This is a genomic window from Ignavibacteriota bacterium, from assembly GCA_016707525.1.
Classification (GTDB): Bacteria; Bacteroidota; Ignavibacteria; order UBA10030; family UBA6906; genus JAGDMK01.
The window spans coordinates 1-13,176 of the sequence record JADJHP010000018.1 but is presented as its reverse complement, the minus strand read 5'-3'; the positions used below and the strand labels follow the sequence as shown (position 1 = coordinate 13,176).

Annotated in this window: 11 protein-coding genes; 5 read left to right on the top strand and 6 right to left on the bottom strand. The window is 62.9% G+C overall.

Translation table 11 applies throughout. The features are described 5' to 3' along the window. Positions 1–464: 464 nt before the first annotated feature. From IPI01_20590 to IPI01_20570, 5 genes are read right to left on the bottom strand one after another with little or no spacing between them, the layout of a single operon-like run. Complete coding sequence (locus tag IPI01_20590) at positions 465–1,625, bottom strand: ABC transporter permease (protein ID MBK7260154.1); 1,161 nt, start codon at positions 1,623–1,625, stop codon at positions 465–467. 25 nt (positions 1,626–1,650) lie between these two features. Next, a complete protein-coding gene (locus IPI01_20585; protein MBK7260153.1) occupies positions 1,651–3,015 on the bottom strand; it encodes an ABC transporter permease in 1,365 nt (454 codons plus the stop codon). A gap of 4 nt (positions 3,016–3,019) precedes the next feature. Further along, a complete protein-coding gene (locus IPI01_20580; protein MBK7260152.1) occupies positions 3,020–4,021 on the bottom strand; it encodes an efflux RND transporter periplasmic adaptor subunit in 1,002 nt (333 codons plus the stop codon). A 15-nt stretch (positions 4,022–4,036) separates the two neighbouring features. Continuing rightward, on the bottom strand, positions 4,037–5,413 hold the full coding sequence (locus IPI01_20575; GenBank protein ID MBK7260151.1) for a TolC family protein: 1,377 nt from the start codon (positions 5,411–5,413) through the stop codon (positions 4,037–4,039). Then, positions 5,410–5,709: a hypothetical protein gene (locus IPI01_20570; protein MBK7260150.1), complete on the bottom strand. Its 300-nt coding sequence runs from the start codon at positions 5,707–5,709 to the stop codon at positions 5,410–5,412. Before IPI01_20570 ends, IPI01_20575 begins: the two co-directional genes overlap by 4 nt. 335 nt (positions 5,710–6,044) lie before the next feature. On the opposite strand from IPI01_20570, the gene IPI01_20565 reads away from it, so the two are divergent. Further along, positions 6,045–7,106, top strand: coding sequence for a family 43 glycosylhydrolase (locus tag IPI01_20565; GenBank protein MBK7260149.1), 1,062 nt, complete (start codon positions 6,045–6,047; stop codon positions 7,104–7,106). A gap of 151 nt (positions 7,107–7,257) precedes the next feature. Here the strand turns inward: IPI01_20565 and IPI01_20560 are convergent, their stop codons facing one another. After that, the gene (locus tag IPI01_20560; protein MBK7260148.1) at positions 7,258–7,407 is read right to left on the bottom strand and encodes a hypothetical protein; all 150 of its coding nucleotides are present in this window, start codon (positions 7,405–7,407) and stop codon (positions 7,258–7,260) included. Here IPI01_20560 and ggt point away from each other — a divergent pair. From ggt to IPI01_20540, 4 genes are all read left to right on the top strand, one after another. Beyond that, positions 7,406–8,998 (top strand): gamma-glutamyltransferase, encoded by a 1,593-nt coding sequence (gene ggt, locus IPI01_20555; protein MBK7260147.1) that lies wholly within the window; start codon positions 7,406–7,408, stop codon positions 8,996–8,998. The two genes, IPI01_20560 and ggt, sit on opposite strands and share 2 nt — an antisense overlap. Positions 8,999–9,075: 77 nt before the next feature. Continuing rightward, positions 9,076–9,600, top strand: a complete 525-nt coding sequence (locus tag IPI01_20550) for a TIGR03546 family protein (GenBank protein MBK7260146.1) — start codon at positions 9,076–9,078, stop codon at positions 9,598–9,600. 3 nt (positions 9,601–9,603) lie between these two features. Next, a complete protein-coding gene (locus tag IPI01_20545; protein ID MBK7260145.1) occupies positions 9,604–11,466 on the top strand; it encodes a TIGR03545 family protein in 1,863 nt (620 codons plus the stop codon). A gap of 341 nt (positions 11,467–11,807) precedes the next feature. Beyond that, on the top strand, positions 11,808–13,176 hold a 1,369-nt coding region (locus IPI01_20540; GenBank protein ID MBK7260144.1), incomplete at its 3' end, for a polysaccharide biosynthesis protein.

Sequence of the window (13,176 nt, the reverse complement as noted above, 5' to 3'; positions counted from 1 at the left end):
CCGTCCGGCCCGCCAGGCACATTCCGGTTCCATCGTCAGGGCCTCCGGTCCGGGATCACAATGCAGCATGGAAAGAGCACGGGGCATGGCGGACACGTCGGCCCGATCGAGGGGCCCGTGAACCGGTGGGCGGGAGATGGTAAGAGCAGTATCGGAAGTTGCGGGCTGAGAAGATGCCCCCTGAGAGCATCTCCAAAGCCAGAAGTGTGCCATTTCGCGTGGGGTCGAATAGCAACGAAAATCGCTCATTCCCTGAGGTAGGCCGGAGCGACTCGTAAACTAGAGTTGACGCAGCCCACGCGAGCGGTCTGGCTGAGGCCCCTGCCCCCTCGCACCGGATCCCACTCTCAGAGTTCCGCAGGAAGGGGATCGGAAGAACGTCTAGTGTACCCGAGAACCACCAAAGCAACGGCCCCCCGCCCCTGCAACCACTTTTGGACCCCCGGCCCATTCCGCCTCCCCTCTCAAGTGTTCTCATGCACCAACCGTACCGCCAGGGCGTTCACCACCGACAGCACGATCCCGCACACCGCAAGGACCCCCAACGCAGGAAGCACGTGCACGAACGACAACTCCTCCAACGCCAGCGCCCGGTATGCGTTCATCGCATGGGTCGTGGGAAGACAGAGGGCGAACATGCGAACGCCCCACGGCATTGCCTGCAACGGCCAGCTCCCGCCGGAAAGCAGAAGGATCGGCATGGACGTGAAGAACAGGACCTGCACAACCCCGATCTTGTCCTTCACCATCGAACCGGCAAGTGTTCCCAGAAGTGCGGCATTCCAGGAGATGAGGATCCCGAGCAACAACGCACCGACGAACGACGCCGGACGGGGAATGCCAAGCCACGGATGGGTGGCAACGACCGACAGCACGAGCCATGCCGTGCCGGCAGCAATGTACGGTACCAGCCTCGACTGCACATGCGCAACCCGCAGGTAGAGTCCGCGCACCCCACGCTCCATCGCCGACGATGCGACGAGCGCATCGGTATGGTCGTCGGCATGCTTCGCCGCCGACATCCCCGCGCCAAGCGCGACGACCTGATGCACAAGCAGGATGATGAGCAACGGCACGACAAAGTACGCATAGTTCGATGCGGGGTTGAACAGCACCCGCGTCTGCAGTTCCACGGGCGCATACGACGCCCGCACGGCCCCGGCCGACACACCCTTCCGCATCATCCGGTCCATGCTCACCATGGCGCCCGTGGTGCCCAACACCGTCTGCACTCCCTTCCACGCATAGTTGCCGATGATGATGTTGGAAGTGTTCACGAACACCGGCACGGCCGACTGCTTGCCGCGCTTCAGATCCGATTCGAACTCGCGCGGGATCACCACCACCGCCCAGCATTGCTCGCGCACCAGCATGTCCCGCACAGGGCCTTCATCGGAGATCACTTCGCTCACCGCAAGGGCCTCATGCGCATCGAGGGCTCGGATGATGGACCGGCTCGCCGCCGTGTGGCTCTGATCCACAACGACCACGGGCAGGTCATTCACTTTGGCGCGCACGTACGTGAGTCCGAAGACCAGCGAGTACACCAGCGGAGCGATCACAAGGACAAGCAGGATGTTCCTGTCGGATGCCATCCTGTGCAGCTCTTCTTTGATGGGATGCATGTCACCAGTGAGACCGGGAGTGCTCTCAAGAATGCCAGGAGGCGTGGATGAAGCATCGAGGACTCAGCGGATGTGCGCAGACGAGCACGCGCGCCGGGACGCGAGATGTGCGTGGATCATGAGCTACGTCAGAAGGATTGGACGAAGCGCCGGGGACGTCAGACGACGTGCGTGGATCATGAGCGACGTCAGGAGGCAAAGGACGCGAAGCGGAGTCTTCGGATGCCTGCCCGGACAAATGCCTGACCCGCATCCGCAGCCGGATCATCATCACGGCCGCGGCAACCACGATCATCGCGCAGAGCACGACAAGCTGTATGGTGATGTCGGACCAGCCGGCGCCGTACAGCACCAGCCTCCGCCACGCGGTGAGGAACGGCGTCAATGGCACGATGGCTCCTGCCCACCGTGCGGGCGAGGTCATTGCCAGCGCGGGAAACGTATACCCGGATACCAGGAATGCCGGCGACGAGACCAGGAACGTGATCTGGATGGCGGTCTCGCGGTGCTCGAAGAACGAGGAGATCATCATCGCTACCAACCCCATGGCAACGAGCATCAGCAACGCCGACATGATACCGGCCAGGATCGAGCCGGTGTACGGTACGCCGACCAGCCCGAAGAGCCCCGTGAAGAAGACCACCCCCCACACCACGCCGATAGCGACGTACACGAGAAGCTTCCCGGCGGCGATCACGCCGATGCTCCGCTCTTCTGCCAGCAATTGCCTGATGCGCCCCGTGCGGAATTCCCGCACCCACGTGAGCGCGGCACCGATCACGACCACCTGCTGCAGCAGCGCGGCAAGGATACCTGGCACGAAGAAATCGCTGTAGGTCTGCGCGGGGTTGAACAGATTGTGCCCCTGGATCACGATCGGCTGCACCAGCGCCATACTGCTCTCGCCAAGCGCCCCGCCCCGTACGGCCTTCTGGAGCGCCGTTCCGGCAGCGATGGTCCCCGCCGTGGTGCTTGCGGCTTTGAGCAGCGCATTGCCGGAGACCATGTTGCTGTTAATGAGATAGAGGAGAAGTTGCGACTGCTTCCCCTGCTTGAGTTCTGTTTCAAATCCACTTCTGATCACGAGGAGCCCGGTGTACGTCCCCCGGCGCATGATCTCTTCGGATGCCGCGGAGGGTTCATCCACCGGCACCACGGTCATCGACTGGTGCGCATCGAAGGCGCGGACAAGCATCCGCGATGTGGCGCTGCGGTCCTCATCGATCACGCCGAGCGGCAGGTCTTCCACGATCCGGTGCGCATACATCGCGGTGAGGATCAGCCCGGCGATGAGCGGCATGAGCGTGACCGCCACGAGCGTCCAGCGGTCGGCAAGGATCTCCCGCACCTCTCTCCGTGCAACACGGCCTATGGCCTGAATGATCTGCATGGGTTCAATTCTGGAGTGGGACAAGGACCGTCGAGCCTTCGAACACCGGGTCCATACCGTTCACCGGCACGAGCTTCACCTCGAACGTGCGCATGTCGAAGGTGTTGGTCTCGTTCGTCGCCTTGCGCGTCGCGAAATCCGCCAGCACGCTCACCCGCACCACACGGAACGGGATGCGCGCATCGCCGCGCGAGGGGACGACGCATTCCAGGACATCCCCCACGTGCAGAACGCCGACGGCACGCTCTTCGATGTTCGCAACGACCCACCACTTCGCCGGATCCACGATGGTGAGCAGCGGATAGCCCGCGGACACCAGCTCGCCCGGGTCGGCGATGCATTTCTCGACGATCCCATGCACCGGAGCGCGGAGGGAGGTCTCATCATAGTAGCTTTCGGCTTCGGCAACGGCACTGCGTGCCTGGAGCGCGAGCGATCCCGCGGCATCCTTCTCCTCAACGCGTGCCCCGCTTCGCACCATCATATACCGCTGGTACGCCGCATCGCGCTGATCCACCGCCGCGCGGTACTTGAAATCCACTTCGTCCCACTGCTGCGAGGAGATGACGCCCTGGTCGTGCAGCGGCTTCATCCTGTCGTAGGTCTTCTTCATCACCTGCATCCCCCAGTCGGCCTGCTGGTACGCCTTCTCGGCCATCGTCACTTCTTCCTTGCGGGCGCCGTGCATCGCCATGGCGTAGCGGGCCTCGGCAGCCGACAGCGCCGCCCGTGCCTGTCCCACCTTCGCGCCGATCTCCCGGTTCTCAAAGAGCAGCAGCGTGTCGCCGGCGGCGACGCTGTCGCCTTCCTCCACACGGAAGGACTTGATGCGCGCGGGGATCTTCGCCGCGATGTCGATGTGCGTGGCCTCCACCGTACCGGTGGCATACCGCGTATGGTCCGTGGTGGCATACGACACCACGGCCACGACGAGCGCCAGCACGATGATGAACGGAACGAACCACAACAACGGATAGGATCTCAGGGTCTGTTTGAGCGTGTTCATGTTGTCTCCATCGTTTCAGAATACACCACGGAACAGGGCATCGGTACGCGCGACCGAACGGGTGAGTTCGATCGTTGCCGTGCGATAATTATAGAGTGCGAGCGCGAGGGAGGTCTTCCCCGCCACCACCGCCGTCTGGGCGTCCAGTACCTCCAGGGACGTCCCGCTGCCGGTCGAGAACCGCAGGTCCGCCATCCGGAGCGCCTCCAGGGCGAGCCGGAGCGACGTTTCCGCGGCGGCGATCTGCTGTTCGGCCGTGTTCTTGTCGGCGTGATACTTCCGCACTTCCAGAGCGATGCTGTTCCCCACCTCATCGCCTACATTGTTCAACTTCTCTTCCTGAATGTCGTATGCCTGCGACGCGGCCAGGTCCTTGAACCCGTTGAAGATCGTCAGGCTTGCGCTCACGCCCACGATCCAGCGGGGGTCGAGCTGCGTAAGCGACTTCTCGATGAACTCGTACCGTGCGAATGCGCCGATCTGCGGAAGCATCTTGCCGAACTCCGCATTGGACATCGCATGGACGGCCTCGCGTTTCTCTTCCACGGAGCGGATCTCGGGGCGCGCACCGCGGGCCTCCACGATGGCGCTCTCGAGGTCCACCGGATATGGCACATACGTGAGCGAATCCGTGAGCGTGATCCGGACCGAATCCGGATACGCGAGCTGTTTCTTCAGGAGCGAATACGCGACGAGCCGGCCATTGCGCGATTCTTCCAGCGATTTCTTCGCCTCGCTGAGCGCGAGGTCGGCGCGGATGCGGTCGTACTGCGTCGCGATCCCCTGCTGCTGGAGGGCTTCCACGCGGTGCTGGTGCGCGGTGACGGTGGCATAGGCTTCTTCCCGGGCGGCCACGAGGCGGTCCGCGAGGAGGCACTGGTGATAGGCCACGAGCGTCGATGCAACGGCACGCTGCATCGCGAGCGTATCCTGTGCCGTGGCATCCTGCACCATGTGGCGTGAAGCGCGGATGCCGGAGGCGATCCGGAAGCCGGTGAACAGCGGCACCGTGGCGGTCACATCGGCGCGCAGGGTGGAGCGGTCCAACAGCGTGACCGGCGGGACGTTGATGGTGATACCGGCCGGCGGCAGCGGGACCTTGATAGGGTTCACGGTGAGGGCGATATCGTCGTCCAGGTAGCTGTAGCGCGCGTTGGCGGTGATCGTCGGGACGTATTCACGCCACGCGCGGCTGAGTTGTTTCTCGGAGGCCAGGACATCCTGGTGTGCGGCGAGGACCAGCGGATTCGCCTCGATGACCCGTTCTGCTGCCTGTGCGAGTCCGATCGCGACCGGGGCTTGCGCCCTGCCGGCCAGCGGCATCGCGAGGATCAGCAGGGTGAGGAGCATGGCCCTGGAGGCAGAGCCGTAACTGCGGAGATCTATCTTCATGATGGTTGTGTATTCCCTGATCGTGTCGTGTGCAGAAGTCCGAGGTGCCAGGCGATCGCCACCGGCGGGTCGTGGAACGTCGCGCCACCCTCTTTCAACGAGCGCAGGAGATCGAGCCCCGTCCCATCCGCGCCGGTCATCCCTGCGCAGTCCAGGACGAAGGACAAGATCTTTCCCGCCTTTGCTTCTTCTATCACGTCCCGGAGGGCACCGGCGTGTGCATCATCCAGCATCCCTTCGAGCCGGAGGTGCAGCGTCGTGCACCCTTCACTGGTCTTCGTAATGTGTATCATCATCGCCTCGTGCTTCTGTTGCCACCATCAATGCAACCCCGTGCCACGCCGCGCTTCGCCCTTTTGTCGCGTTTCAGGGGCATGCCTGCTCGTTCAGGCCGCCACGCACCATGCCGTGGTGGGAATCCACCGTGGAAATCCGTGGGTTGCGATTGCGGGGGCTAAAAACTATCTTGATTCAGTCTGAAGGAGGGTGGACGGGCCCGGGGGCATGGGGTCCGCGACGTTTCTCCACTCCGTGGACACCGCAGGGGAATCGTATCCCATACCGCCGATCGAAGAATTTGGAGAAACGGAGCGGGCGCCTGCCCCCGGGCCCGAAATCATAAAACACCGTAATGAAAATCGGCATACCTCCTCATAGCAACCATCCTGAGGCCTGCAATGCCGCACAGGAACTGACGCTTGAGAAGCGCGGCGTGATCCTCCCGCTCGGCCCGAAAGGCGCCTGGGACGCCGGCATGGTCGAATCTCCCGTCATCTGGTTCGACACCCAGGCACAGCGCTTCGCCATGGTCTACACCGGCTACGCCCGCGTGCGCGAGGACATCCGCGGCTACAAGGCCGTGGCAAAGCCGCAGGTCGGACTCGCATGGTCCGACGACCTTCTCCACTGGGAGAAAGACCCGCGCAACCCGATCTTCGGCCCGAGCGGCATCCCGGGCTCGTCCGATGAAGCAGGCACTCCCGGCCCGTTCGTCATCGAAGCGCAGGGAAAGTACTTCCTCTTCTACTTCGGCACCACAAGGAAAGGCTACGAAAAAGGGACGAAGGCGATGAACGTTGCCACGTCCACCGACCTCGTCACGTGGAAGCGCTATGAAGGCAACCCCATCATCTCCCCTTCCGGCACCGGCTGGAGGAAAGACGCCATCTGGCATCCCAACGTCATCAGGCACGACAGCACCTACTATCTCTTCTTCAACGCCTCCGGCGTCGTGAAGGGACATGAAGAAGAATACATCGGCTACGCCGTCTCCACCGATCTGCTCCACTGGGATGTCCGCGATGCGGAATCGCCGCTCCTCGTTGGCAGCATGAAGCCGGGGGCATGGGATGCATCGGGGCGGACCGGCGACCCGAGCGTGTTCTTCACCGGCGGACGCTGGTTCATGGCATACTACAGCTGGGACCGGAAGAATGCGCAGGACGGGATCGCGTGGACGACCCCCGAGGAATTCCCGCTCGGGTGGCGCACCGTGCCGCAGAACCCCATACTCCGCATCGGCCCTCCGGGCTCGTTCGATGCCGTCCATGCTGCAAAGCCGTTCGTGGTCCTTCACAACGGAACGTACCATCACTTTTATGCATCCGTGGCGGACGACGAGCGCCGCGAGATCGCGTTGGCGACAGCACCGCTGGAGGCGATAGAGTCGAGGTTGCCAAAAAGGATCTGGTGACAGGGACCACGGGGATGCTCCTGAGCGTTTCTCCACTCCGTGGACGCCTGACAGTAATCGTGTTGTATGCCGCTGATCGAAGAATTTGGAGAAACGGAGCGGGCACCTGCCCGCGGGCCCACAACAACGAGCAGAGAAAATGAACAACGGCCTAATACCCGCCATCATACTGATCGCGCTGGCGCTCGCTGGCGGCGCCGCGCGCGCCGCACGCGCACCGCGACGCCGCCACCAGCCCCGCCATCCCTTCAACCTGGGAATTCGCCCGCGTCCCGCCGCCCGTCACCGGCACCAACGGCATGGTCGCAAGCGACCAGCCTCTTGCCTCCGAAGCCGGCGTGCAGATCATGCGCCAGGGCGGCAACGCCGTGGATGCTGCGGTCGCCACCGCCTTCGCCCTCGCCGTGGTGCTGCCTGAAGCCGGCAACATCGGCGGCGGCGGATTCATGGTCGTGCGCATGGCCGATGGCACCAGCGCAGCACTCGACTTCCGCGAGAAGGCTCCCATGGCCGCGTCACGCGACATGTACCTCGACGCGCAGGGGAACCAGACCGACAAGTCCATCAACGGACACCTCGCAGCGGGCGTGCCGGGCAGCGTTGCCGGCATGTATGAAGCGCACAAGCGCTTCGGCAAACTCCCCTGGCACGCGGTCGTCGAACCCGCGATACGCCTCGCAGCCGACGGCTTCATCGTCACGAAGGACCTCTCGGACAACGTCCGCGACGACTCCTCGCGGTTGGCGAAGTTCCCCGCATCCGCCGCGCTCTTCCTGCCCGACGGCGCTCCGCTCCGCATCGGCACGCGCTGGATCAACCCGGACCTTGCCGCATCCCTCCAGCGCATCGCCACCCAAGGCCCGCGCGGATTCTACGAAGGCACGACCGCCGACCTGATCGTTGCGGAGATGCAGCGCGGCAACGGCATCATCACGCACGAAGACCTCAAGCAGTACACCGCCGTGTGGCGCACGCCGGTCACCACCGCATACCGGAAGCACACCATCATCTCCATGCCGCCGCCGTCATCCGGCGGCACCACCATCGCGCTGATGGCGCACATGCTCGAGCGGTACGACATGCGCGGACTCGGCTGGCATTCGCCCGAAGGGATCCATCTGACCGTCGAAGCGATGCGGCGGGCATTCGCCGACAGGAACCACTGGTTCGGCGACCCCGATTTCGTCCGCATCCCCGCGGTCCGGCTGATGTCGCAGGAGTACGCCGACCTCCGCGGATCCACGATCGATCCGGCCAGGGCAACGCCCTCCAGTGCCGTCAGCTACGGCCCTGCCGGACCCGCGATCGAAAGCATGCACACCACGCACTACTCCGTGGCCGATGGCGCGGGGAATATGGTGTCCGTAACCACCACTGTGAACCTCGGCTTCGGATCCGCTGTTACAGTCACGGGTGCCGGGTTCCTCCTTAATAATGAGATGGATGATTTCGCATCGAAGCCCGGGAGCCCCAATGTCTTCGGACTCGTGCAGGGAGAGGCGAACGCCATCGCACCGGGTAAGCGCATCCTGTCGTCGATGAGTCCAACGATCGTCCTCGACCCCGCAGGCGAACCGCTGCTCATCACCGGCGCCTCGGGCGGGCCGCGCATCATCACGGCGGTGTTCCAGGTGATCACGAACGTTGTGGACCACGGCATGGACATCACCCCGGCGGTCGTGGCGCCGCGGTTCCATCATCAGCATCTGCCGGATACGATCCTGCTGGAGAACAACGGGTTCGCGGACGACCGCATCGCCGCTCTCCGCAGCATGGGGCACACAACGAAGGGCATCCATCACCTCGCCATCTCGCCATCGATCCTCCGTGCGAACGGCGTCTGGCGCGGCAGTGCCGATCCTCGTACGGGCGGCGCAGCTGTCGGCTACTAGCGAGTGGCAATAAGAATTAAGAACTAAGAATTCTTAGTTCTTAATTCTTATGTGAAATCATTAAGGGAGAATGACAAATGTTCTGGCTCAAACTCATACGCGATTTCATCAAGATCCTGCGGGAAGGGCAGACACCGGCGCAGGTGGCGGGCGGCTTTGCGCTCGGCTCCATCCTCGGCCTCTCGCCCAACCTCACCCTGCAGGGCATCCTGGTCTGGTTCGTGATCCTGATCCTGGACGTCAACCTCTCCGCGGCACTCGTCGCACTCACGGTCTTCAGCCTGTTCGCGTTCCTGCTCGATCCCGCATTCCATTGGGTCGGCTACCAGATCCTCACGAACATCGATGCGCTGACGTCCTTCTGGACGACACTCTACAACGCGCCCGTCGCCCCCCTCACCCGCTTCAATAATACGGTCGTGATGGGAAGCTTCATCAGCGCCCTCATCCTCTTCCTTCCTGTGTACTACGGGATGAAGAAGTTCGTCGTGGCGTACCGCGCCCGCGTCGGCTCGAAGGTGGAGAAGTGGAAGATCTACCAGGTGATCAAACGGAGCACCCTGGTGCAGTGGTACGAGAAACTTCGCGACCTGGGGGGCTGAGCCATGAGAAAGAAATTCATCCTCTACGTCCTCATTCCCGCGATCATCCTCGGGATCGTTGTCTACATCTTCATCGACGGCTGGGTGGAAGCCGGACTCGAAACCGCCGGCGAATCGATGGTCGGCGCAAAGGTCGAGATCGACGACCTGTCGCTCTCCCTCTTCCCTCTCGGCGTGAAGTTCGAGCGGATGCAGGTCGCCAACCCCGACGACCCGTGGAAGAACATCTTCGAAACCCGCCGCGTGGCGTTCACCATGGACGCCGGCCAGCTCCTGCGGGGCAAGTACATCATCAATACCATGGAGGTCAAGGACCTCATCATCGGCACCAAGCGCACCACGAACGGCACACTGCCGGGTGGCAGGCCGAAGAATGAAGCCGCATCCGACAGCCGCTCGTTCTCCGCGCTGGCCGAGGATGTGCTCAACCGGAGCGTCGAGAAGACCCCGATCTTCGATCCCGCCATGCTGCGCAACGGCGTCAACATCGACAGCATCCTGAAGGTCGTGGACCTCAAGAGCCTCAAGCACATCGACACGCTGAAGGCGCGTGCGGCAACGGCCACGGCGCAGTGGCAATCGACGCTCGCGGATGTGGACCAGACCAAGCAGCGGCTGGCGGTCATGGACTCCAGCATCCGGTCCATCGACGTCAACAAGCTCAAGGACGTCCCCACGATCCTCTCTGCCATCCAGACCGTGGACAACACCCGCAAGGGCCTCAACGAGATCGTCACCACGTACAACACCCGGCGTGACGCCATCACCGGCGAGATCAAGCAGATCTCCACGGCGGTGGGCGAGATCGACGACATCGCCAAGGCCGACTACCAGCGCGTGCTGAGCCTGGCCCGCCTGCCCGACATCAACGCCATCGGCATCGCCGAAGCGCTCGTGGGCAAGCAGATGGTACGGGACGTCAAGACGTACCTCGGGTACGTGGACATGGCGCGGGAGAAGATCAAGAACTACCAGGACTCCCAGCCGAAGGAAGTGAGCCCGCCGCGGATGAAGGGGCAGGACATCCACTTCGCCGTCGACCGCCACTACCCGAAGTTCTGGATCAAGAACATCGCGATCTCGGGCGGCGAGGATGCGAAGCAGAACCCCGACTTCTTCTACGCCACCGGCAAGGTATTGAACGTCAGCAGCGACCAGCGCATCACCGGGCTCCCCCTCACCGTCGACCTCACGGGTGCACGGGGTTCAGGCGTGAAGGCAACGCTCGGTGCACTCTTCGACCGCCGGAAGGCGGAGCCGCTGGATGAATACCGCGCGAGCATCACCGGCGTGCCGTTGGCCGGGTTCGCTATCGGCAGCCAGGACTTCCTCCCCGCCACGATCACCGGCGCGAAGCTCGGCACCGCGGTCGAGGTGCGGATCCCCGGCAGCAGTTTCGACGCGAAGACGCGGCTCGACTTCCGGACGATGACCATAGCGTACGCAGCACCGGCGAAGAACGTAGGCGAACGGCTGGCGCGTGAAGTGCTGGGCGGCGTGAGCGGGTTCGATGTGGACCTGCGCCTGTGGAATTCGGCAGAAGGGTTCAAGATGGCGCTTGCCACCGACCTGGACGAGCAGTTCTCCGCCCGGGTGAAGGCCGTGCTGGGCGCGGAGCTGGCGAAGCTGCAGAACGAGCTGAGGGCGAAGGTCAACGGCATCATCGCGCAGAAGCGGGCTGAGTTCGACAAGCTCTATGCCGCGAAGAAGGCCGAGGCCGAACAGAAGCTGGCGCAGTACACCGCGATCGTGAACGATAAGGTGGCGATGGTGGATGCGAAGAAGAAGGAGCTGGAGGCGCAGCTGGAGAAGGCGAAGAAGGGTGGTGTGGAAGATGCGGTGAAGAAGTTGTTCAAGAAGCCGTGACCACGTGCGCCTGTTTAACGCCTGTATCACGGATGCCTTTGTAGGGCGGTGCATGCGGCCGGGTCCCACCACGCCCTTTGGCACGCCCCCACACTATAATAGATACAACAGTTTCCCCCTACTGAACCCCCGGTTCTTCCTACCACCTCTAATCTCCTGTTTTTCCAGTTTTTGGTGCCGAATTTCCCGCTTTTGCTTGGCATGCTATTGGCAACACCGTGTGAGATAACTCCGACGACGTAGCGTTCCCCATCTCGATTCCGGGCCGTACACTGGCGCCGGAGATGGCGCGCCAATGCCTCTCACGATCTCACACTGTACCCTGCAACGGGTGAGCGTCTATGACCGCCAATGACCTTCTACGGATGGGCAACAAGCACGGCCGGCTCCGCAAGCTGACCCACCTCCGCAATCGCTATTTGATCGGCATAGACACCCTGGGGCTCCTTGCCATCCCCTCCATCGCGTACCTCCTGCGCACCGAATCCCTCGAGGGGCTCGCCGCCCTCTGGGAATCCATCGCGGTGTATACACTCGGCATGATCGTCCTCAAGTGGTTCATCTTCTACGCCGGCGGACTCTACAGCACGCTCTGGGCCTATACGAGCGTCTATGAGCTGCTGCTTGTCGCCCGCACCATCGGGCTCTCTGCCCTCGCCGAGATCGCCGTCTCGTATGGCATCTTCTATACCTTCGGACAGATACCGCCAGGGATCCCGCGGTCGCTGCCGATCCTGAGCGCGCTCATGACGCTGTTCTACGTCACCGGTATCCGGTTCTCCATCCGGATCATCTATTCGGCGATCAACAGAAAAGAGGGACATGGCGGGGAGTCCCACCCCGTCCTCATCGCCGGCGCCGGAAGTGCAGGGGTCATGATCGCACGCGAGCTCCAGGATAATCCCCACCTGGGTATGATCCCCATCGGTTTTGTTGACGACGATCCGAACAAGGCAGAGAAGGTCATCTACGGCATCCCCGTGTTCGGAGTGATCGACGACATCCCCTGGATCACGTCCCGCACCGGCATCAAAGAGGTCATCATCGCGATGCCCACGGCAGCGGGAGAGGTGATCCGGCGTGTCGACCGTATATGCAAGGAAGCGGGGATCCCGAGCAAGATCACTCCCGGACTCTTCGACCTGGTCCGCGGCGCAGCAAAGATCGAATCCGTCCATGAGGTGCAACTGGAAGACCTCCTCCGGCGGGATGTCGTGGGATCAGACCACGCGATCGTGAGTACCGCCATCCTGGGTAGGCGCGTCCTCGTCACCGGCGCGGGCGGGTCCATCGGGAGCGAGATCGTCCGTCAGTTGAAAGGCTTCCGCCCCTCCGAACTGATCATCCTGGGCCACGGCGAGACCTCCATCTTCCACATGATGAAGGAGCTGGAGCAGACCCGCGTGCCCGGCATGGTCGTCATCCCGGTCGTTGCCGATGTACGCGACCACGAGCGGATGGAACAGGTTTTTCTGACCCACCGTCCACAGATCATCTTCCATGCTGCGGCACACAAACATGTCTGGCTCATGGAGCAGAACCTTGCTGATGCCGTCACCAATAACATCCTCGGCACCCGCGTGATGGTGACACTTGCCGAAAAGTATGGGGTTGCGCGATTCGTCATGATCTCCAGCGACAAGGCGGTGAACCCCACGAGCGTCATGGGCGTCACGAAGCGCGTCGCCGAACTGATCGTGCAGGATGCGG